We start from the raw sequence: 19,529 nt of genomic DNA on the forward strand, positions 1-19,529 counted from the left end.
TCCTTTTAGAGCTCTGGCTCTTGGGCATACCGCCCGAGGGCCAGAGCTTTTTTGCGTTGAGGTAGGGTCAGGGGGCATCGTAGGCAATTTCCCTCATCAGGAGGCCCCCGGGTGGAGGTCCAGGAGACCCGCGTCCAGACGGACCGGGTCCTCACCATCCCCAACATCCTCAGCATGGCGCGGCTGCTCGGCGTGCCACTGTTCCTGTGGCTGATTCTGCGGCCGGAGTTCGGGGGACCCAAGAGTGACGGCTGGGCGCTCCTGGTGCTCGCCCTCAGCGGGATCAGCGACTATCTGGACGGCAAGCTGGCCCGCCGCTGGAACCAGATCAGCAGCCTCGGCCGGCTCCTCGACCCCGCGGCCGACCGGCTCTACATTCTTTCCACTCTGCTCGGACTCACCTGGCGCGAGATCCTCCCGCTGTGGTTGACGGCTCTCCTGCTGGCGCGCGAGTTGGTTCTCCTGGTGATGGTGGGCATCCTCAGGCGACACGGCTATCCGCCGCCCCAGGTGAACTTCCTCGGGAAGGCCGCCACCTTCAACCTCATGTACGCCTTCCCGCTGCTCCTGCTCAGTGACGGAGGCAACTGGATCTCGTCACTGGCTGCTATTTTCGGATGGGCGTTCGCCGGATGGGGTACAACTCTGTATTGGTGGGCAGGAGTCCTGTACGTGGTACAAGTCCGTCGACTGCTCCGTGCGGACACCCAGGCCGAATGAACCCGCCGATCGGGGACGGCCGCTGTCCGATGGCTCCCGACAGAGAAGTGCGGGACAATCAGGACGGGTGAAGTCGGCAGGACCGTCGTCTCTTCGAGGAGGACGCTTCCGACATGAAGGCCGTCGTGATGGCCGGAGGTGAAGGCACACGCCTTCGCCCCATGACCTCAAGCATGCCCAAGCCGCTCCTGCCCGTGGTCAACCGACCGATCATGGAGCACGTGCTTCGGCTGCTGAAAAGGCATGGGCTGAACGAAACCGTCGTCACTGTCCAGTTCCTGGCCTCGTTGGTCAAGAACTACTTCGGTGACGGTGAAGAGCTCGGAATGGAGCTCACCTATGCCAATGAGGAGAAGCCGCTCGGAACCGCAGGCAGCGTCAAGAACGCCGAAGAGGCGTTGCGGGACGACGCCTTTCTGGTCATCTCCGGTGACGCCCTCACCGACTTCGACCTGACCGAGCTGATCAACTTCCACAAGGAAAAGGGTGCGCTGGTCACCGTCTGTCTGACGCGTGTGCCCAATCCCCTGGAATTCGGCATCACGATCGTCGACGAAGAGGGCAAGGTCGAGCGCTTCCTGGAGAAGCCGACCTGGGGACAGGTCTTCTCCGACACGGTGAACACCGGCATCTACGTCATGGAGCCCGAGGTCTTCGACTACGTCGAGGCCGATGTGCCGGTCGACTGGTCCGGAGACGTCTTCCCGCAGCTGATGAAGGAAGGCAAGCCCATCTACGGCTACATCGCCGAGGGCTACTGGGAGGACGTCGGCACCCACGAGAGCTACGTGAAGGCCCAGGCCGACGTCCTCGAGGGCAAGGTCGACGTCGAACTCGACGGGTTCGAGATCTCGCCCGGCGTGTGGGTCGCCGAAGGCGCCGAGGTCCACCCCGACGCCGATCTCCGCGGGCCCCTCTACATCGGCGACTACGCCAAGGTCGAGGCCGACACGGAGATCCGGGAACACACCGTCGTCGGCTCCAACGTCGTCGTCAAGAGCGGGGCGTTCCTGCACCGTGCCGTCGTGCACGACAACGTGTACGTCGGCGAGCACAGCAATCTGCGCGGCTGCGTCGTCGGCAAGAACACCGACATCATGCGGGCCGCCCGGATCGAGGACGGCGCCGTCATCGGCGACGAGTGCCTGATCGGCGAAGAGTCGATCGTGCAGGGGAACGTACGGGTCTACCCGTTCAAGACCATCGAGGCCGGTGCCTTCGTCAACACCTCGGTCATCTGGGAGTCCAGAGGCCAGGCGCACCTCTTCGGCGCCCGCGGGGTGACCGGGATCCTGAACGTCGAGATCACGCCGGAACTCGCCGTGCGGCTGGCGGGCGCGTACGCGACGACCCTCAAGAAGGGGTCGACCGTCACCACGGCCCGCGACCACTCCCGCGGCGCCCGCGCGCTCAAGCGGGCGGTGATCTCCGCGTTGCAGGCCAGCGCCATCGACGTCCGTGACCTGGAGAACGTGCCGCTGCCGGTGGCGCGGCAGCAGACCGCGCGCGGCAGCGCCGGCGGCATCATGATCCGGACCACGCCCGGGGTGCCGGACTCCGTGGACATCATGTTCTTCGACGGACAGGGCGCCGACCTGTCCCAGGGCAGTCAGCGCAAGCTGGACCGGGTCTTCGCGCGGCAGGAGTACCGGCGCGCGTTCCCCGGTGAGATCGGCGACCTGCACTTCCCGGCCAGCGTCTTCGACTCGTACACCGGGTCGCTGCTGCGCAACGTCGACACCACGGGCGTCGCCGAGTCCGGTCTGAAAGTCGTCGTCGACGCCTCCAACGGAAGCGCCGGCCTCGTGCTGCCCAGCCTGCTCGGCAAGCTCGGCGTCGACTCGCTGACCGTCAACCCCGGACTCGACGAGTCACGGCCGACCGAGACCGGTGACGTCCGCCGGGCCGGTCTGGTGCGGCTCGGCGAGATCGTGGCCTCCTCGCGGGCCGCGTTCGGCGTGCGCTTCGACCCGGTCGGCGAGCGGCTCTCGCTGGTCGACGAGAAGGGCCGGATCATCGAGGACGACCGCGCGCTCCTCGTGATGCTCGACCTGGTGGCCGCGGAGCGGCGCAGCGGGCGGGTGGCGCTGCCGGTGACCACGACGAGGATCGCCGAACAGGTGGCCGCGTACCACGGCACCCAGGTGGAGTGGACGACCACCTCGCCCGACGACCTGACCCGGGTCGGCCGGGACGACTCGACCATCTTCGGCGGCGACGGCCGGGGCGGTTTCATCGTCCCCGAGTTCAGCAGCGTCTTCGACGGGACGGCCGCCTTCGTCCGGCTCATCGGACTGGTGGCGCGCACGCAGCTCACGCTCAGCCAGATCGACGCCCGGATCCCGCGGGCGCACGTCCTCAAGAGCGATCTGGCGACCCCGTGGGCCGTCAAGGGCCTGGTGATGCGCCGGGTCGTCGAGGCGGCCGGAGACCGCTTCGTGGACACCACGGACGGCGTCCGGGTGGTGGAGACCGACGGTCGCTGGGTGATGGTCCTGCCCGACCCGGCCGAAGCGGTCACCCATCTGTGGGCCGAAGGGCCGGACGACGCGTCGGCGCAGGCCCTGATCGACGAGTGGTCGGCGGTCGTGGACAGCGCCGGGCGCTGAATCCGCACCACGCGCGCGTGCCGGACAAGTCTCCCCAAGGGGGCCTGTCCGGCACGTCGGCAGGGCCATTCGGAGGTACTGCCCGCGACGTGCGACGATGTGCGGCATGCCGCAGCAGCCCCCCGTTCGGAGGACACCCAGGTACCCCTCGCGTCCGGACGCGTCCATGTCGCTGCTCACCAACGTCATGGACCACAGTCTCGACGACGGGTACGCCGAGGCTGCCTCCCGGAAGCGTGCCGCGGGCGACGGGGGCATGCCCAAGACCCTGCGCGCCAGGCTCGGCCTCGCCGGTGGTCTCGTGCTGGCCGCCCTGGTGGTCACCGTGGGCGCGGCACAGGCGCGCGTGGCGGCCCCGGTGGTCGCCAAGGAGCGCGAGGAACTGATCGACCGGATCGACCGCGAGACGGAGACCGCCGACAAGCTCGAAGGCTCCGTCGACAAGCTCCGCGCCGAGGTGAACGCACGCCAGCAGGAAGCCCTGCGCACCAGCGGGGGCAGCGGCCGGGCCGACCTCGTGGGCGTCCTGGCGGGCGCCGTCGCCGTCCACGGGCCCGGCGTCAAGCTCGTCGTGAGCGACGCCAAGGAGGCCAGCAGCGGCGGCAACGGCAACCCCCGGGAGACCTCCGGCTTCTCCGACACCGGCCGGGTCCGCGACCGCGACATGCAGCGCGTCGTCAACGGGCTGTGGGCGTCGGGCGCCGAGGCGATCTCCATCAACGGGCAGCGCCTGACGGCCCTTTCGGCGATCAGGGCCGCGGGAGACGCGATACTGGTCGACAACAAGCCGCTCGTTCCGCCGTACACGGTGCTCGCCGTGGGCAACGGGAGCGAACTGAGCAGCACGTTTCAGGACAGCGCTGACGGGCTCTATCTGCACGCCCTTCAGGAGACCTACGGCATCCGGACCGCCATCTCCGTGGAGAGCGACCTCCGGCTGCCCGCGGCACCGAGTGTGATCGTACGTACAGCACAGCCGAAAACCGAGAAGGGCACATCGTGATCGCCGTACTGGGCCTCATTGTGGGAGTGGTGGCCGGCCTCCTGGTCCGGCCTGAGGTGCCGGCGGTCGTCGAGCCGTACCTGCCGATCGCCGTGGTGGCCGCGCTCGACGCCGTCTTCGGGGGTCTGCGGGCCATGCTCGACGGTATCTTCGACGACAAGGTCTTCGTGGTGTCGTTCCTGTCGAACGTCGTCGTGGCGGCCCTGATCGTCTTCCTGGGCGACAAGTTGGGCGTGGGCGCACAGCTCTCGACCGGTGTCGTGGTCGTCCTCGGCATCCGCATCTTCTCCAACGCCGCGGCGATCCGCCGGCACGTCTTCCGGGCGTGACGCGATGAGCAACCATCACGGGGAGCCGCAGCACCGGCTGCGCAAGGAGCTGCCCGCCGAGGTGCCCGCCGTCGCGCCGTCCGAGGCTCCCGAGGACCCGCCCGCGGGGGAACCGGGGCTGACCGGCCGTCAACGGCTGGCACAGGGGCTGTGGCCGCCGCGGGTGACGCGGGCGCAACTCATCGTCGCGCTGCTGCTGTTCGGGCTCGGGTTCGGGCTGGCCGTGCAGGTCGCGTCGAACAGCGACAGCGACAGCGCGCTGCGCGGCGCACGCCAGGAGGATCTTGTGCGCATCCTCGATGAACTGGATGACCGCACGCAGCGTCTAGAGGACGAGAAGCAGGGACTGGAGAAGCAGCGCGGCGAGCTGGAGAACAGCTCGGACCAGGCGGAGGAGGCGCGCAGGCAGACGGTCGAGAAGGAGAGGCAACTCGGCATTCTGGCGGGCACCGTGGCCGCCCAGGGTCCCGGCATCACGATGACCATCGAGGACACGAAGGGGACGGTCGAGTCGGACATGCTGCTCGACGCGATCCAGGAGCTGCGCGCGGCGGGTGCCGAGGCGATCCAGGTGAACGACGTACGGGTGGTGGCCCGTACCTATCTCACCGAGTCGGGAAAGACGGTGAGCGTGGACGGGAACAAGATCAACGCTCCCTATCGTTTCAAGGTCATCGGCAAGCCGGCCGACCTCGAACCGGCGCTGAACATCCCGGGAGGCGTGGTGCAGACTCTGGAGAAGGAGCAGGCCACCGTGACCGTGGAGCGGTCGGACAAGATCGTCGTGGACGCCTTGCGAGCGGCGAAGCAGCCTGACTACGCTCGGTCGTCCTCGCAGTGAACCGGGGGTGCATGGAGCTCGTCCGGCAGGGGCATGAGCTTGCGGGGGGTCGGCGCACCGAATGGCAGGTGCGTGGTGGAAACTGTCTGGTGGATACGGACGTTGTGAGAATGTCCGGGTCGGCCGGTGTACGCAGTCAGGGTTCGTCCTGCCCCACGGGCGGGTCTGTTTCGGTCAAGGGGAATCGCCCGTGAAGTTGTTTGCGAAGTTGTTCGGCAAGAGCTCGCGAGAGAGCAACGCCAACGCGACGGCCCACCATCGCGTCCAGCCCGACGCGGAGGGCGGCCGTCCGCTGTTCCGGGATCAGGTCGGTGGTCCGGCCGGTGACATTCCCGGTGGTCAGGGCGCGGCGTCGGTTGACCCTGGCCAGTCCGGCGACATAGGTTTCGGGCAACCGTCAACCTCAAGTACGGGTGGAGGGTTTTCCCCTATGTCGGCCCTGGTGTGTACGAGGTGCGGTAACCGCAACGCGGAGAACAGCCGCTTCTGCTCCAACTGCGGTGCCCCGCTGCGGCCGGGCGCCACGCCGGAGCGTCCGTCGGAGACGACGTCCACGATCTCCATCTCCGGTCTCGAGGCGTACGACGCCGAGGTGACCGGGCAGACGCAGCTCCCGGCGCTCTCGCCGGAGGCGCAGGCCGCCGTGGACGCGCTGCCGCTGGGCTCCGCGCTCCTGGTGGTGCGCCGCGGGCCGAACTCGGGCAGCCGGTTCCTGCTCGACGGCGATCTGACGACCGCCGGCCGGCACCCGCAGAGCGACATCTTCCTGGACGACGTGACGGTCTCGCGCCGTCACGTGGAGTTCCGGCGGGCCGCGGACGCCTCCTTCACGGTGGCCGACGTCGGCTCCCTGAACGGCACCTACGTCAACCGGGAGCGGATCGACGAGGTCGCGCTCGCCAACGGCGACGAGGTGCAGATCGGCAAGTACCGGCTGGTCTTCTACGCGAGCCAGCCGGGTTACTGACCCTTCCTCCGGACACCGTCCGGGGGTCGGAGGGAAGGTCCATGCTGAGAACACCGAGCGGCGGTGCCGGACACGGCACCGCCGCCGCGGACAGCGGGCTGATGAGCATCGGCGCCGTGCTGAACACGCTGCGCGACGAGTTCCCCGAAGTCACCATCTCCAAGATCCGCTTCCTGGAGTCCGAGGGGCTCATCGAGCCGCGGCGGACCCCCTCGGGGTATCGCAAGTTCAGCCCCGCCGACGTCGAGCGCCTGGCCCATGTGCTGCGGATGCAGCGCGACCACTACCTGCCGCTCAAGGTGATCCGCGAGCACCTGGACGCCATGGAGCGCGGTGAGGCGGCGCCCCTGCCCGTCGTGGGGCGGCAGCGGGACGGGGAAGCCGCCCTGGAGGTCCTGGAAGGGCCCACGGCGGCCAGGATCGCCCGTGGTGAGCTGCTCGCCGCGGCCGGTATCGACGAGCGGGAACTCGCCGAGTGGGAGTCCTACGGCCTGCTGACGCCGCTGGCGGACGGGGTGTACGACGCCGAGGCGGTCACCGTGGCGGCCCTGGTGGTCGAGCTGGGCCGGTTCGGGATCGAACCGCGCCATCTGCGGGCCATGAAGGCGGCGGCCGACCGGGAGGCCGGTCTGGTGGACCAGGTGGTGGCCCCGCTCAAGCGCCACCGCAATCCGCAGACCCGGGCCCACGCGGAGGCCCGTACGAAGGAGCTGGCGGCGCTCACGGTGAAGCTGCACGGGGCTCTGGTGCGGACCGCGCTGGGTGTGCGGCTGCCCTGAGCGGGGCGGTGCCGAAGGGGCCGGATAGTCCCCCGGATCCCGGCCCGACTACCCAAACATCCCGGGCACGTCCTAGGGTTGCTGTGTGAACGAGCTCGATGTCGTAGGTGTCCGGGTCGAAATGCCCTCCAACCAACCGATCGTGCTCCTGCGCGAAGTGGGAGGCGACCGCTACCTCCCCATCTGGATCGGGCCGGGGGAGGCGACGGCGATCGCCTTCGCTCAGCAGGGCATGGCCCCGGCGCGGCCGCTGACCCACGACCTGTTCAAGGACGTGCTGGAGGCCGTCGGCCAGGAGCTGACCGAAGTGCGCATCACGGACCTGCGGGAGGGTGTCTTCTACGCGGAGCTGGTCTTCGCCAGCGGGGTCGAGGTCAGCGCCCGGCCCTCCGACGCCATAGCGCTCGCCCTGCGCACCGGAACGCCGATCTACGGCAGCGACGGGGTGCTGGACGACGCGGGGATCGCGATCCCGGACGAGCAGGAGGACGAGGTGGAGAAGTTCCGCGAGTTCCTCGACCAGATCTCGCCGGAGGACTTCGGCACCAGCAACCAGTGAGCCTCCTCACCGGCCCGCCGGACCCGGGAGGGTCTGCGCGGGCCGTTTCCGGTTCGCGGGCGGTGCGGGGAACGGCTCTCGCCGCGGCGCGGGAGTGCGTCCTGCCGCCCGTTCCGTGCGCATTCGGCTAGCCTTTCCCCGCGGTTGGTACGGGAAACCACTCCTTGGGTGATTATCACTCGGCGTGCCGAGTGTGGCGATCGTTGACGCACCCCTGGTGACTGCCTACCGTCGAGAAGGCAGGTCAAGGACGGAGGTCGGCGTGAGAAGCAGCGGCGACGGCACGGCTGGGGGCGCCCCCGGACGCAGTCCGGGGCAGAGCGGTCCGTACCCGCTTCACAGCAGCACGGCCGACCACGCCCCGAGGCGTCCGGCGGCCGTGTCCGGCGGCGGAGGGGCGGCGCCCATGGCGTCCGAGGAGATCGGCTACCGCGGCCCGACGGCCTGCGCGGCGGCCGGCATCACCTATCGGCAACTGGACTACTGGGCCCGCACCGGGCTCGTCGAACCGAGTGTGCGGCCTGCCTACGGGTCGGGGACGCAGCGGCTGTACAGCTTCCGGGACGTCGTGGTCCTGAAGATCGTCAAACGGTTCCTCGACACGGGGGTCTCCCTCCAGAACATCAGGGCCGCGGTCGCCCATCTGCGCGAGCGCGGCTTCAGTGATCTGGAGCGCATGACGCTGATGAGCGACGGCGCCACGGTCTACGAGTGCACCTCGCCCGACGAGGTGCACGCGCTGCTCCAGGGCGGCCAGGGGGTCTTCGGGATCGCCGTCGGCGTGGTGTGGCGGGACGTGGAGAACGCGCTCTCGCAGCTGCACGGCGAGCGGATCGACACCGGGGAGACGCTGGTCGGGACCAACCCGGCCGACGAGCTGGCGCGGCGGCGCAACAAGGCCGTCTGAGCCGTCACGGCGGGGCGTTGTCAGTGGCGTAGGGCAGCATCGGACCTGTGAGAAAAGCGCCCACGATCATGCATCTCGACATGGATGCCTTCTACGCCTCGGCGGAGCAGGCGTCCAAGCCGAGCCTGCGCGGGAAGGCCGTGGTGGTGGGCGGTCTCGGGCCCCGTGGTGTGGTGGCCACCGCCTCCTACGAGGCGCGGGTCTTCGGGGTCAGGTCGGCGATGCCGATGGCGCAGGCGCGGCGGCTGGCGCCCAACGCGGCCTATCTGGTGCCGCGCTTCGCGCTGTACCGGTCGGTCAGCGAACAGGTGATGGGTCTCCTGCACGCCCTGTCGCCGCTTGTGGAGCCGCTCAGCCTGGACGAGGCGTTCGTGGATCTGGAGGCCGCGGGAGCCGCCTGGGACCGCGATTCCGCGCGCCGGGTGGGGGAGCGGCTGCGGGTCGAGATACGGGCCGTCACCGGGCTCACCGGGTCGGTGGGGCTCGCCGCGTCCAAGATGCTCGCGAAGATCGCCTCGGAGGAGGCCAAGCCCGACGGTCTGGTGATGGTCGAGCCGGGCACCGAGCGGGCCCTGCTCGGTCCGATGCCGGTGCGGACGCTGCCGGGCGTCGGGCCTGCCACCGGCGACCATCTGCGGCGGGCCGGGATCACATCCGTCGACGAGCTGGCCGAGGCCGGTGAGGACGAGCTGGTGCGGCTGCTGGGCAAGGCGCACGGGCACGGTCTGTACGCGATGGCGCTGGCCCTCGACGACCGGCCGGTGGTCGCGGAACGGGAGACGAAGTCGGTCTCGGTCGAGGACACCTACGACGTCGACATCCACGACCGGGTCCGGGTGGCCACCGAGGTGCGGCGGCTCGCCGACCGGTGCGTGGGGCGGCTGCGCGGGGCCGGTCTCTCGGGGCGGACCATCGTGCTCAAGGTGCGCCGCTACGACTTCTCGACGCTGACCCGCTCGGAGACGCTGCGGGGGCCCACCGACGACCCCGCGGTGGTGCGGGAGGCGGCGGGACGGCTGCTGGACTCGGTGGACACCACGGGCGGCGTGCGGCTGCTGGGCGTCGGGGTCAGCGGGCTCGCCGACTACACGCAGGAGGACCTGTTCGCGCAGGCCGCGGGGGAGCGGGCGGTGCTGGAGACGGAGGAGGAGCCCGAGGCGCCCGTGGCGCGGGAGGAACCGGCGCAGGAGCGGCGGTGGCCCTCCGGGCACGACGTGCGGCACTCGGTGTTCGGGCACGGGTGGGTGCAGGGGAGCGGCCTCGGCCGGGTCACCGTCCGGTTCGAGACGCCGGGGTCGCCACCGGGGCGGGTGCGCACGTTCCGCACGGACGACCCGGAGCTGGAGCCCGCGGAGCCGCTGCCGCTGGTCTCCGCGGTGCCGCTGCCGCCGTCCGGGTCCAGGGACCCGGACGAGGGCGAGGATGAGGGCGACGCGGGAGGTCAGGCGTCCTCGGCGCCGGCGATCTTCCCGAAGTCCCGGTCGGGGAAGGAGGGCGGGGCCGCGCCGTCGAGTCCGTAGTGGTGGTAGAGCTGCAGCTCCTGTTCGGGGGAGAGGTGGCGCCCGACGCCGAAGTCGGGGGCGTCCTTGATCAGGGAGCGGTCGAACGGGATGTGCAGGGTCCCCTCGACCAGTTTGCTGGGCTCCAGGGGCACGAAGGCGTCCCGGGAGAACAGACCGGTCCTTATGGCCGCCCACTCCGGCACGCCGGTCGCGTCGTCGAGGTAGATCTCGTCGATGGTGCCGATCTTGGTGCCGTTGCGGTCGAACGCCTTGCGGCCGATCAGGTTGCGCGGATCGATGTCGGTCTGCACGGGCCCACCTCCTGGTCGCAAACTCATCCGTAAGCACTACAAAAGAGTACATTTCGCTGTGCGGCCACTCGAAAAGGGGGTCTTGAAGGTCGCTGGTAGGCTGACAACGGCTGCTGACCCCGTGCGGGAGAGTCCTCCGGACACCACCGGAGGCGCCGAAGGAGCAAATCCTCCCCGGAATCTCTCAGGCCCACGTACCGCACGGACGAGGTCACTCTGGAAAGCAGAGCGGGTGCCCAGGCCCCCGTTCTCACCGACGGTGAAAGCCGGCAGCCCACGGGCCCGCCGGTGAAGCTCTCAGGTCGTGATGACAGAGGGGGAGGCCGTCGGGGTATCCGCGCCGTGGTGCCCCTCGAAGGTCGCGTCAGACCAGGAGGCCTCCGCAATGATCGCCCACCGCACCCCGCTCTCCGAGCTCGAAGCGGGCATCCCCTTCGAGCAGCGTCACATAGGGCCCGACCACGAGGCGCGGGCCAAGATGCTCGCCCAGGTCGGCTACGGCTCGCTGGACGAGCTGACGGCCGCCGCGGTACCGGACGTGATCAAGAACGCCGACGCCCTCGACCTGCCGGGTGCCCGCACCGAGGCCGAGGTGCTCGCCGAGCTGCGTTCGCTCGCCGACCGCAACCAGGTGCTCGGCTCCATGATCGGGCTCGGCTACTACGGCACCTTCACCCCGCCGGTCATCCTGCGCAACGTCATGGAGAACCCGGCCTGGTACACGGCGTACACGCCCTACCAGCCGGAGATCTCGCAGGGCCGCCTGGAGGCGCTGCTCAACTTCCAGACCATGGTCGCCGACCTCACCGGGCTGCCCACCTCCGGCGCGTCCCTGCTCGACGAGGGCACCGCGGCCGCCGAGGCGCTGGCGCTCTCCCGGCGCATGGGCAAGAACAAGAAGGGCCTCTTCCTGGTCGACGCGGACACCCTGCCGCAGACCGTCGCCGTGATCAGGACCCGGGCCGAGCCGACCGGCGTGGAGGTCGTCGTCGCCGACCTCGGCGACGGCATCCCGGCCGACCTCGCGGGCCGGGAGATCAACGGCGTGCTCGTGCAGTACCCGGGTGCCTCCGGAGCCGTCCGCGACCTCGCGCCGCTGATCGAGCAGGCGCACGGCCTCGGCGCCCTCGTCACCGTCGCCGCCGACCTGCTCGCGCTGACCCTGCTGAAGTCGCCGGGCGAGCTGGGCGCGGACATCGCCGTCGGCACCACCCAGCGCTTCGGTGTGCCGATGGGCTTCGGCGGGCCGCACGCCGGGTACATGGCCGTCCACGAGAAGTTCGCCCGCAGCCTGCCGGGACGGCTGGTCGGCGTCTCCGTGGACGCCGACGGACACCGCGCCTACCGGCTCGCCCTGCAGACCCGCGAGCAGCACATCCGGCGCGAGAAGGCCACCAGCAACATCTGCACCGCTCAGGTGCTGCTCGCCGTCATGGCCGGGATGTACGCCGTCTACCACGGGCCCGAGGGCCTCCGGGGCATCGCCCGCCGCACCCACCGGTACGCGGCCGTCCTCGCGGCCGGGCTGCGGGCCGGTGGCGTCGAGGTCGTGCACGGCGCGTTCTTCGACACCCTGACCGTGCGGGTTCCGGGCAAGGCCGCCGCGGCGGTCTCGGCCGCTCGGGAGAACGGCGTGAACCTCCGGCTCGTCGACGCCGACCACGTCTCCTTCGCCTGCGACGAGACCACCACGCGGGCCCGCCTGGGCGCCGTCTGGGCCGCCTTCGGGGTCCAGGGCGACGTCGCGGCGCTGGACGCCGGCACCGAGGACGCCGTCCCCGGCGCCCTGCTGCGCGACGACGAGATCCTCACCCACCCCGTCTTCCACCAGTACCGCTCCGAGACCGCGATGCTGCGCTACCTGCGCCGTCTCGCCGACCGGGACTACGCCCTCGACCGGGGCATGATCCCGCTGGGCTCCTGCACCATGAAGCTCAACGCCACCACCGAGATGGAGCCGGTCACCTGGCCCGAGTTCGGGCAGCTGCACCCCTTCGCGCCCGCCGAGCAGGCGCAGGGCTACCTCACCCTGATCCGGGAGCTGGAGGAGCGGCTCGCCGAGGTCACCGGGTACGACAAGGTGTCCCTCCAGCCGAACGCCGGGTCCCAGGGCGAGCTGGCCGGGCTGCTGGCCGTGCGCGGCTACCACCGGGCCAACGGCGACGAGCAGCGCACCGTCTGCCTGATCCCCTCGTCGGCCCACGGCACCAACGCGGCCAGCGCGGTGATGGCCGGGATGAAGGTCGTCGTCGTGAAGACCGCCGAGGACGGCGAGATCGACGTCGAGGACCTGCGCGCGAAGATCGAGCGGCACCGGGACGAGCTGTCGGTGCTGATGATCACCTACCCGTCGACGCACGGCGTCTTCGAGGAGCACGTCGCCGACATCTGCGCCCAGGTGCACGAGGCGGGCGGCCAGGTCTACGTGGACGGCGCCAACCTCAACGCGCTGGTCGGCCTCGCCAAGCCCGGCCACTTCGGCGGGGACGTCTCGCACCTCAACCTGCACAAGACGTTCTGCATCCCGCACGGCGGCGGCGGTCCCGGCGTCGGCCCGGTCGGCGTCCGCGCGCACCTCGCGCCGTACCTGCCCAACCACCCGCTGCAGCCCGCCGCGGGGCCGGAGACCGGCGTGGGGCCGATCTCGGCGGCGCCCTGGGGCTCGGCGGGCATCCTGCCGATCTCCTGGTCGTACGTGCGGCTCATGGGCGGCGAGGGGCTCAAGCGCGCCACCCAGGTCGCCGTGCTCTCCGCGAACTACATCGCCAAGCGCCTGGAGCCGCACTTCCCGGTGCTCTACACCGGCCCCGGCGGGCTGGTCGCGCACGAGTGCATCATCGACCTGCGTCCGCTGACGAAGGCGACCGGCGTGAGCGTCGACGACGTCGCCAAGCGGCTCATCGACTACGGCTTCCACGCGCCGACGATGTCGTTCCCGGTGGCGGGCACGCTGATGATCGAGCCGACCGAGTCCGAGGACCTGAACGAACTCGACCGGTTCTGCGACACGATGATCGCGATCCGCGCCGAGATCGAGAAGGTCGGCGCGGGGGACTGGCCCGCCGAGGACAACCCGCTACGCAACGCCCCGCACACCGCCGCCGCGCTCGGCGGCGACTGGGACCACGCGTACACCCGCGAGGAGGCCGTCTTCCCCGGTGGGGTGTCGCCCGCCGACAAGTACTGGCCGCCGGTGCGCCGGATCGACCAGGCCTTCGGTGACCGGAACCTGGTCTGCTCGTGCCCGCCGCTGGACGCGTACGAGGACTGACCCCCGCGACGACCGGTGAACGGCAGGGGCCCCGCCGCCACGGCGGGGCCCCTGCCGCTTCCGCTGCCCCGCCGCACCGCGGGCCCGGCCGGGTGCGCAGGGTGGCGTGCTACGCCGGGTAGGCGTGGGTCTGGGACGCCTTCACCGACGCCCAGACCGTCGCCCCGGGGCGCAGGTCGAGTTCGGCCGCGGAGACCGTCGTGAGGTCGGCGGCCAGCGGGAGTTCGCCGGTGAGGTCGGCGCGGATCAGATCGCCGTGGGTCTCCAGACCGGCCACCTCGCAGCGCCACAGGTTGCGGGCGCTCACCCCGGCCGGACGCTCCCGGTACAGGGTCACCGCGCTCGGCGGGAACGCCACGAACACGTCGCCCGCGAGCAGTTCGGTGACGGTGACGTCGACCGTGGGGCCGTCGCCGAGGCGCACGGTGTGTCCGTCGGCGTGCCCGCGGAAGAGGTTCAGGCCGACCAACTGGGCGATGTAGTCGGTACGGGGGCGGCGGGCGATGTCGGACGGCGCGCCCTCCTGGACGACGGCGCCGTCCTCGATGACGACCAGCCGGTCGGCCAGCACCATGGCGTCCAGCGGGTCGTGCGTGACCAGGACGGCGACCGCCTCGAACTCGGCCAGATGCCGCCGGAGTTGGGCGCGCACGTCGAGCCGGGTCCGGGCGTCGAGGGCGGCCAGCGGCTCGTCGAGCAGCAGCAACCGCGGACGGGTGGCCAACGCCCGTGCCAGGGCGACCCGTTGGGCCTGGCCGCCGGAGAGCCTGCGCGGCTTGGCATTGGCGTGCTCGGCGAGGCCCATCCGCTCCAGCCACCCGGCGGCCCGTTCGCGGGCCGCCGACTTGGACGCGCCCTGGCAGCGCGGCCCGAAGGCGACGTTGTCCAGGGCGGTCAGGTGCGGGAAGAGCAGATAGTCCTGGAAGACCACGCCGACCGGCCGGGACTCGGGCGGGGTGCGGTCCAACTCCGCGCCGTCCAGCCGCAGATGACCGTCGCTGAGCGCGACGAGACCGGCGAGGGCGCGCAGCGCGGTGGTCTTGCCCGCGCCGTTGGGACCGAGCAGGGCGAGGACCTCGCCGGGGGCGGCGGTCAGGGTGACGTCGAGGCGGAAGGCGTCGCGCTCGACGACCAGACGGGCGTCGAGCCCGCCGTCGCCGCCCGGCCCTGGGACCGGTCCTGGGGTGGTGCGGTCGGTGTCGGTCATGGGGTGGTCGTCCACGGTCGGTGTCGTCCCGTCGGTGGTCGGGAACGGGCGGGAGGGGCGCGGGAGGGGTCGGTGGGTCGGTGGGCGGTGCGGGTGCTTCGGGTGGTGCGGGTCGGCCGGGTGGTGCGGGTGGTGGCGGTGTCGTGGCTGTCGTTCGTGCCGGGCGTGGCGGTGGTGAGCCGCGGTCCGTGTCTCCGTCGGGGGTCAGGAGGCCGTCATCCAGCGGTCCCGCAGGCCCGCCAGTACCGCGATCGACACGGCCAGCAGCACCAGGCTGAGCGCGATCGCCGCCTCCGGGTTGCTCTGCATGGCCAGGTAGACGGAGAGCGGCATGGTCTGGGTGCGGCCGGGGAAGTTGCCGGCGAAGGTGATCGTGGCCCCGAACTCGCCCAGCGCCCGTGCCCAGGCCAGCACGGCGCCCGCGGCCACGCCCGGCGCGATCAGCGGCAGGGTGACCCGGCGGAACGCGGTGAAGCGGGACGCGCCCAGGGTGGTGGCCGCCTCCTCGTAGCGCGGGTCGGCGGCGCGCAGCGTGCCCTCCACGCTGATGACCAGGAACGGCATCGCCACGAACGCCTCGGCGACGACGACACCGGCCGTGGTGAAGGGCAGGGTGACGCCGAACCAGTCGTCGAGCCACTGGCCGACCACGCCGTTGCGGCCGAGCGCCAGCAGCAGCGCCACACCGCCGACCACCGGCGGCAGCACCAGCGGCAGGGTGACCAGGGCGCGGACCAGGCCGCGTCCGGGGAAGTCGGTGCGGGCCAGCACCCAGGCGAGCGGGACCCCGAGCACCAGGCTGACCAGGGTGGCGCAGGTCGCGCAGAGCAGCGAGAGCCGCAGCGCCTGCCACACCTCGGTGCTGGTGAGCTGGTCGGGCAGGGTGCTCCAGGGGGCGCGGACCACCAGCGCGAGCAGCGGCAGGAGCAGGAAGGCGAGACCGAGCAGCGCGGGCAGCAGCAGCGGGAGCGGGACGCCCCTGCGGGTGCCCGACCTGACGCGCCCGCGCCGCGGCCCGCCCCGGAGGGAGGCCGCGGCGGCGGGCTTGCCGGTCGCGGTCACGGCTTGAGGAACCCGGCCGAGGTCAGCACCTTCTGGCCGTCGGCGGACCTGACCAGGGCGATGAACGCCTTGGCGGCGGCCGGGTTCGGCGCGTTCTTCACGAGGGTGATCGGATAGTCGTTGATGGCGCTGGAGGACTCGGGGAACTCCACGCCCTCGACCTTGTCGCCCGCGGCCTTCACGTCGGTCTTGTAGACGACGGCGGCGTCGGCCTCCTTGAGGACCACCTTGTTGAGGGCGGCCTTCACGTCCTGCTCGTAGGAGACCGGGGTCAGCTTGAGCTTGCTGGCCTCCAGGGTCTTCTGCGCGGCGGCGCCGCAGGGCACCGTCTTGTCGCACAGCACGACCTTGAGGCCGGGCCCGGTGAGGTCCTTCAGGGAGGTCACCTTGTCGGGGTTGCCCGGCAGGGTGGCGATCTCCAGCTGGTTGCGGACGAAGGTCTCGGGGGTGCCCGCGGCGTCGCCCTTGTCGGTGACGATCGCCATCGTCTTGGGGCTGGCCGCGGCGAAGACGTCCGCGGGGGCGCCGCCGGTGATGTTCGCGGCGAGGGTGTCGCTGCCACCGAAGCTGAAGGTGACCTTGGTGCCCGGGTGCTCCTTCTCGAACTGCTTGCCCAGCGTCTCGAAGCTCCCCTGGAGGGAGGCGGCCGCGAACACGGTGACCGTGCCGGACAGCTTCGGGGAGGCGGACGCCGACGTGCCGGACGAGGTGTCCTTGTCCGAGTCGGAGGAGGAGCAGGCGCTCAGCGCGAGCAGCGCCGCGGCTCCTGCGCCGGCCACCTGAAGCGTGCGGCGGGTCCGGCGCGCGGAACGGGTCGTCACGGGTCCACTCCCTCTGTTTTCGTGTCGGGCTGACAGGGCGGGAGAGGCCCGCTGAGCCGCCCCCGTCCGCCGATCATACTGACGCACCAGCGAGCCATAAGTCTCCTGTCGCATCGCATGAGCTGGCGTAATGCGTCAGAGGGGTGGCATGTACGTTCGTACGGGAGGACGGCCGGGGGCCGGTCAGACGCGGTCGATGTGGACGTTCGTGGACTTCACCCGCGCCGTCGCCTCCATGCCGACCTCGAGACCGAGTTCCTCCACCGCCTCGCGGGTGAGCAGGGAGACCAGCCGGTGCGGACCGGCCTGGATCTCCACCTGGGCGGCGACGTCGCCGAGCTTGATGGCGGTGACGATGCCGGGGAAGGCGTTGCGCACCGAGGTGTACGGGGTCTCCTCCTCGGCGCCGCCCGCCTTGGCGAGTTCGACCGAGAACGCGGCGAGGTCGTGGCCCTCGATGAGGCGGCGCCCGCCCTCGTCGCGGTGGGTGGTCACCCGCCCGGCGTCGGCCCAGCGGCGCGCGGTGTCGGGACTCACGCCGAGCAGCCGCGCTGCCTGGCCGATGGTGTAGGACTGCATGGCGATCACGATAGAGCCGCCGCCGGGCGGCCGGGTCAGCCGGTGTGGACGCGGGGGCGCGCCCTGCGGTCGGGTTCCGCCTCGCGGAGCACCTCGCGGGTGACCGGGGCGACCTCCCCCTGGCCGAAGAGGAAGAAGCGCAGGAAGTTGGCGAGCGGGTTGCCCTCGGTCCACTCGAAGTAGATGTGCGGGGTGCGCCCGGTCTCGTCGCGGACGTGCAGCAGGAAGGCGGCCAGCGCGTTGGAGATGGACGACGACTCCAGGGTGAGCACCCGGTAGCGGTCGTGCAGGACCTCGCCGCGCACGGTGAGCCCGGACTCGAACTCGGACGGGTCGACGACGGTCACCTCGACGAAGACGAAGTCCTCGCCGGGGATGTCGTGGTCGGTGCGGATCTGGTCCAGCTTCTCCCGGTACTCGGCCCGGTCGCGCTGGTCGGGCTCGTTGGCGATGAACCGGATCTTCCGGCTCGCCATGTCCCGGATGAACCGCTGCGCCATCGGGTCGAGGGTCACGCTGGTCACCCGCAGTTCGAAGGCGCGGGCCAGCCGGGAGAGCAGCGAGACGAGGATGATGCCCGCGATGAAGCAGGCGCCGATCTTCACGCCGTCGGGGCGCTCGATGACGTTCACGACCGTCGTGTAGAGGAACACCGCCGCGATCGTCGCGAAGCCGATGGTCCAGTTCCGCTGTCCGGCCTTGCGGGCGGCGATGGTCACCGCGATCGCGGCGGAGCTGATCAGCACCAGCACGCCGGTGGCGTAGGCGCCGCCCTGGGCGTCGACGTTCGCGTCGAAGATCCAGGTGACCAGGAAGGCGATCAGGATGAAGACGATGACCATCGGGCGCACCGCCCGCGCCCAGTGCGGTGCCATGCCGTAGCGGGGCAGGTAGCGCGGCATCAGGTTGAGCAGTCCGGCCATCGCGGAGGCGCCGGCGAACCAGAGGATGGCGATCGTGGAGACGTCGTAGACCGTGCCGAAGGCGCCGCCGAGGTAGGTGTGGGCCAGGTACGCCAGCGCGCGGCCGTTGGCCTGGCCGCCCGGCTGGAACTCCGCGGCCGGGATCAGCAGCGTGGTGATGAAGCTGGTCGTGATCAGGAACACGCTCATGATCAGGGCGGCCGTGGTCAGCAGCTTCCTGGCGTCCCTGATCCGGCCGGTGGGCCGCTCCTCGGTGTCGTCCGCGTCGCCCTCGACCAGCGGCATCACGGCGACGCCGGTCTCGAACCCGGAGAGGCCGAGGGCGAGCTTGGGGAAGACGACCAGGGCCACGCCGACCATCGCGAAGCCGTTGCCGTGCTCGGCGGTGAGGGCGCCCGCCCAGTCGGCGACGACGTGCTCGGCGGTGACGACGTGCCAGATGCCGACGCAGACCACGACGACGTTCAGCGTGAGGTACAGGCCCACCAGCGCGGTCGCCACGCCGACCGCCTCCAGGAACCCCTTCAGGAACACCGCGCCGAGCAGCGCCACCAGGATCAGCGTGACGGTCATCTGCCTGCCGTGCAGGGCGCCGGTCAGATGGGGGTTCTCGACCAGGTGGGTCGAGGCGTCGGCCGCCGACAGGGTGATCGTGATCAGGAAGTCGGTGGCGGCGAAGCCCAGCAGGGTCAGGACGAACAGCTTCCCCTTCCAGAACGACAGCAGCCGTTCCAGCATCGCGATGGAACCGGCGCCGTGCGGGCTCTCCTCGGCCACCCGCCGGTAGACGGGGAGGGCGCCCGCGAGCGTGACGAGGACCAGCACGATCGTCGCGACCGGGGAGAGCAGCCCGGCGGCGAGGGCCGCGATGCCGGGCTGGTAGCCGAGGGTGGAGAAGTAGTCGACGCCGGTCAGGCACATCACCCGGTACCAGGGCTGGCCGTGGTGGGCGGCCCCCGCGGTCGCCGTGGAGCGGTCGCCCTTGTTGTTCATCTCCGCCAGTCCCTGGAGCATCCAGGCGCGCAGGCGACCGGCCGCGGTCTGGTGCTCGGTGGTGGCCATCGGCGTGCTCCCGGTACGTGGCGCGGGGTGGATTTCCGGCCATCGCGCGGACGGCTGAACCAGCGTAAGCAGAGCGT

The 19,529-nt window shown here is 71.0% G+C and carries 17 protein-coding genes and 1 riboswitch; of the genes, 11 read left to right on the forward strand and 6 right to left on the reverse strand.

Going from position 1 to position 19,529, the window contains the following annotated elements; all coding sequences use genetic code 11:
* The first annotated feature begins 111 nt into the window (after positions 1 to 111).
* The 10 genes from GA0115242_RS27670 (at position 112) to GA0115242_RS27715 (ending at position 10,234) form a co-directional block, all read left to right on the forward strand.
* Positions 112 to 720, forward strand: a complete 609-nt coding sequence (locus GA0115242_RS27670) for a CDP-alcohol phosphatidyltransferase family protein (protein WP_093833170.1) — start codon at positions 112 to 114, stop codon at positions 718 to 720.
* A gap of 113 nt (positions 721 to 833) precedes the next feature.
* Positions 834 to 3,329 carry a mannose-1-phosphate guanyltransferase gene (locus tag GA0115242_RS27675; RefSeq protein ID WP_093833172.1) on the forward strand — a complete coding sequence of 832 codons (2,496 nt, stop codon included), beginning with the start codon at positions 834 to 836 and terminating at the stop codon, positions 3,327 to 3,329.
* A gap of 166 nt (positions 3,330 to 3,495) precedes the next feature.
* On the forward strand, positions 3,496 to 4,332 hold the full coding sequence (locus GA0115242_RS27680) for a DUF881 domain-containing protein (protein ID WP_161353309.1): 837 nt from the start codon (positions 3,496 to 3,498) through the stop codon (positions 4,330 to 4,332).
* Entirely contained in the window at positions 4,329 to 4,661 is a 333-nt protein-coding gene (locus GA0115242_RS27685) for a small basic family protein (protein WP_006134295.1), read from the forward strand. The genes GA0115242_RS27680 and GA0115242_RS27685 overlap by 4 nt, the downstream gene beginning before the upstream one ends.
* Before the next feature lie 4 nt (positions 4,662 to 4,665).
* Complete coding sequence (locus GA0115242_RS27690) at positions 4,666 to 5,502, forward strand: DUF881 domain-containing protein (protein WP_093833176.1); 837 nt, start codon at positions 4,666 to 4,668, stop codon at positions 5,500 to 5,502.
* 61 nt (positions 5,503 to 5,563) lie between these two features.
* A complete protein-coding gene (locus GA0115242_RS27695; RefSeq protein WP_093833178.1) occupies positions 5,564 to 6,469 on the forward strand; it encodes an FHA domain-containing protein in 906 nt (301 codons plus the stop codon).
* A gap of 41 nt (positions 6,470 to 6,510) precedes the next feature.
* On the forward strand, positions 6,511 to 7,248 hold the full coding sequence (locus tag GA0115242_RS27700; protein ID WP_093833180.1) for a transcriptional regulator FtsR: 738 nt from the start codon (positions 6,511 to 6,513) through the stop codon (positions 7,246 to 7,248).
* An 85-nt stretch (positions 7,249 to 7,333) separates the two neighbouring features.
* Positions 7,334 to 7,807 carry a bifunctional nuclease family protein gene (locus GA0115242_RS27705; RefSeq protein WP_067026588.1) on the forward strand — a complete coding sequence of 158 codons (474 nt, stop codon included), beginning with the start codon at positions 7,334 to 7,336 and terminating at the stop codon, positions 7,805 to 7,807.
* A gap of 262 nt (positions 7,808 to 8,069) precedes the next feature.
* Positions 8,070 to 8,714, forward strand: coding sequence for a MerR family transcriptional regulator (locus GA0115242_RS27710; RefSeq protein WP_093833182.1), 645 nt, complete (start codon positions 8,070 to 8,072; stop codon positions 8,712 to 8,714).
* 47 nt (positions 8,715 to 8,761) lie between these two features.
* On the forward strand, positions 8,762 to 10,234 hold the full coding sequence (locus tag GA0115242_RS27715) for a DNA polymerase IV (RefSeq protein ID WP_093833184.1): 1,473 nt from the start codon (positions 8,762 to 8,764) through the stop codon (positions 10,232 to 10,234).
* Here the strand turns inward: GA0115242_RS27715 and GA0115242_RS27720 are convergent.
* The gene (locus tag GA0115242_RS27720) at positions 10,156 to 10,527 is read right to left on the reverse strand and encodes a PRC-barrel domain-containing protein (protein ID WP_093833186.1); all 372 of its coding nucleotides are present in this window, start codon (positions 10,525 to 10,527) and stop codon (positions 10,156 to 10,158) included. The genes GA0115242_RS27715 and GA0115242_RS27720 overlap by 79 nt on opposite strands.
* 114 nt (positions 10,528 to 10,641) lie before the next feature.
* Positions 10,642 to 10,737: riboswitch (glycine riboswitch) on the forward strand.
* 175 nt (positions 10,738 to 10,912) lie between these two features.
* On the opposite strand from GA0115242_RS27720, the gene gcvP reads away from it, so the two are divergent.
* The gene (gene gcvP, locus GA0115242_RS27725) at positions 10,913 to 13,798 is read left to right on the forward strand and encodes an aminomethyl-transferring glycine dehydrogenase (RefSeq protein ID WP_093833188.1); all 2,886 of its coding nucleotides are present in this window, start codon (positions 10,913 to 10,915) and stop codon (positions 13,796 to 13,798) included.
* Positions 13,799 to 13,907: 109 nt separating this feature from the next.
* On the opposite strand, the gene GA0115242_RS27730 is transcribed toward gcvP, so the two are convergent.
* The 5 genes from GA0115242_RS27730 to GA0115242_RS27750 all read right to left on the reverse strand — a co-directional run bounded on the left by GA0115242_RS27730 (position 13,908) and on the right by GA0115242_RS27750 (position 19,452).
* The gene (locus GA0115242_RS27730) at positions 13,908 to 15,005 is read right to left on the reverse strand and encodes an ABC transporter ATP-binding protein (protein ID WP_093833217.1); all 1,098 of its coding nucleotides are present in this window, start codon (positions 15,003 to 15,005) and stop codon (positions 13,908 to 13,910) included.
* A gap of 204 nt (positions 15,006 to 15,209) precedes the next feature.
* Positions 15,210 to 16,067 (reverse strand): molybdate ABC transporter permease subunit, encoded by an 858-nt coding sequence (modB, locus tag GA0115242_RS27735; protein ID WP_093833190.1) that lies wholly within the window; start codon positions 16,065 to 16,067, stop codon positions 15,210 to 15,212.
* Positions 16,064 to 16,888 (reverse strand): molybdate ABC transporter substrate-binding protein, encoded by an 825-nt coding sequence (gene modA / locus GA0115242_RS27740; protein ID WP_256089769.1) that lies wholly within the window; start codon positions 16,886 to 16,888, stop codon positions 16,064 to 16,066. The genes modB and modA overlap by 4 nt, the downstream gene beginning before the upstream one ends.
* Positions 16,889 to 17,071: 183 nt before the next feature.
* Positions 17,072 to 17,467, reverse strand: a complete 396-nt coding sequence (locus GA0115242_RS27745) for a TOBE domain-containing protein (protein ID WP_093833219.1) — start codon at positions 17,465 to 17,467, stop codon at positions 17,072 to 17,074.
* A gap of 35 nt (positions 17,468 to 17,502) precedes the next feature.
* Entirely contained in the window at positions 17,503 to 19,452 is a 1,950-nt protein-coding gene (locus GA0115242_RS27750) for an APC family permease (protein WP_093833194.1), read from the reverse strand.
* Positions 19,453 to 19,529: the final 77 nt, after the last annotated feature.

Source organism: Streptomyces sp. SolWspMP-5a-2, assembly GCF_900091845.1.
Taxonomy (GTDB): Bacteria; Actinomycetota; Actinomycetes; order Streptomycetales; family Streptomycetaceae; genus Streptomyces; species Streptomyces doudnae.

Bases quoted from the DNA above. Each gene is read 5' to 3' on its own strand.
- GA0115242_RS27680 (WP_161353309.1), top strand. From the start codon at position 3,496: ATGTCGCTGCTCACCAACGTCATGGACCACAGTCTCGACGACGGGTAC.
- GA0115242_RS27700 (WP_093833180.1), top strand. From the start codon at position 6,511: ATGCTGAGAACACCGAGCGGCGGTGCCGGACACGGCACCGCCGCCGCG.
- GA0115242_RS27695 (WP_093833178.1), top strand. From the start codon at position 5,564: ATGGCAGGTGCGTGGTGGAAACTGTCTGGTGGATACGGACGTTGTGAG.
- GA0115242_RS27690 (WP_093833176.1), top strand. From the start codon at position 4,666: ATGAGCAACCATCACGGGGAGCCGCAGCACCGGCTGCGCAAGGAGCTG.
- GA0115242_RS27675 (WP_093833172.1), top strand. From the start codon at position 834: ATGAAGGCCGTCGTGATGGCCGGAGGTGAAGGCACACGCCTTCGCCCC.
- GA0115242_RS27730 (WP_093833217.1), bottom strand. From the start codon at position 15,005: ATGACCGACACCGACCGCACCACCCCAGGACCGGTCCCAGGGCCGGGC.
- GA0115242_RS27750 (WP_093833194.1), bottom strand. From the start codon at position 19,452: ATGGCCACCACCGAGCACCAGACCGCGGCCGGTCGCCTGCGCGCCTGG.
- GA0115242_RS27745 (WP_093833219.1), bottom strand. From the start codon at position 17,467: ATGCAGTCCTACACCATCGGCCAGGCAGCGCGGCTGCTCGGCGTGAGT.
- gcvP (WP_093833188.1), top strand. From the start codon at position 10,913: ATGATCGCCCACCGCACCCCGCTCTCCGAGCTCGAAGCGGGCATCCCC.